This window comes from Rhodococcus sp. ENV425 (genome assembly GCF_002887785.1).
GTDB classification, from domain to species: domain Bacteria; phylum Actinomycetota; class Actinomycetes; order Mycobacteriales; family Mycobacteriaceae; genus Rhodococcus; species Rhodococcus aetherivorans.
The window spans coordinates 20,402-21,275 of the sequence record NZ_PCZU01000190.1 but is presented as its reverse complement, the minus strand read 5'-3'; the positions used below and the strand labels follow the sequence as shown (position 1 = coordinate 21,275).

Here is an 874-nt window from a genome sequence, read left to right as displayed (position 1 = left end):
CATCCGGTAGGTCAGGCCGTACTCGAGCTTGGGGATGACGGTGTCGCCGATCCACGGCTCGGGGTCGCGGGCCATCGACTCGGTGAGCGACCAGAACAGGTTGCGCCAGCCGATGACCTCCCCGACACGGGTCTGCACCCCGCGGAAACCGCCGGCGCCGGTCGCGTCGAGGGCCTTGAGCAGCAGGCCCGCGATGAAGTCGAGCTTGACGGCGAGGCGGGTGCAGCCCTGGAAGGTGAACCGCGGCAGGAATCCGGACTGCGGGAAGAACGCGTTGATCTTCTCCACATCGCCGTACATGAACACGTTCTCCCACGGCACGAGCACCTTGTCGAAGATGAAGATCGCGTCGTTCTCGTCCATGCGCGAGGACAGCGGGTAGTCGAACGGCGAGCCGACCACGGCGGCGTTCTGGCTGTAGGAGGCCCGCGAGATCAGCTTGATGCCGGGCGCGTCCATCGGCACCGTGCAGATCAGGGCGAATTCCTTCTTCTTGATCGGCAGGCCGTAGTGGGCGATGAAGTTGTAGTTGGTGATCGCCGAGCCGGTGGCGACGACCTTGGCGCCGGAGACGATCAGGCCCGCGTCGGTCTCCTTCTCGACCTTCATGAACACGTCGCCGACCTGGTCCGGGGGCAGTTGCCGGTCCACCGGGGGGTTGATGATGGCGTGGTTCCAGTACAGGACCTTCTCCTGCGACTCGCGGTACCAGCGCTTGGCGTTGTCCTGGAACGGGGCGTAGAGCTCGCTGTTGGCGTTGAGGGTGCCGAGGAAGGAGGCCTTGTAGTCGGGGGACCGGCCCATCCAGCCGTAGGTCATCCGCGCCCAGGTGGCGATGGCGTCGCGTTCGGCGAGCAGGTCGTCGGCGGAGGTG

At 66.0% G+C, this 874-nt stretch carries 1 protein-coding gene; it reads right to left on the bottom strand.

Going from position 1 to position 874, the window contains the following annotated elements:
• On the bottom strand, nt 1–874 hold an 874-nt coding region (locus CQZ88_RS16045; protein WP_308410810.1), incomplete at both ends, for a 4-hydroxyphenylacetate 3-hydroxylase N-terminal domain-containing protein.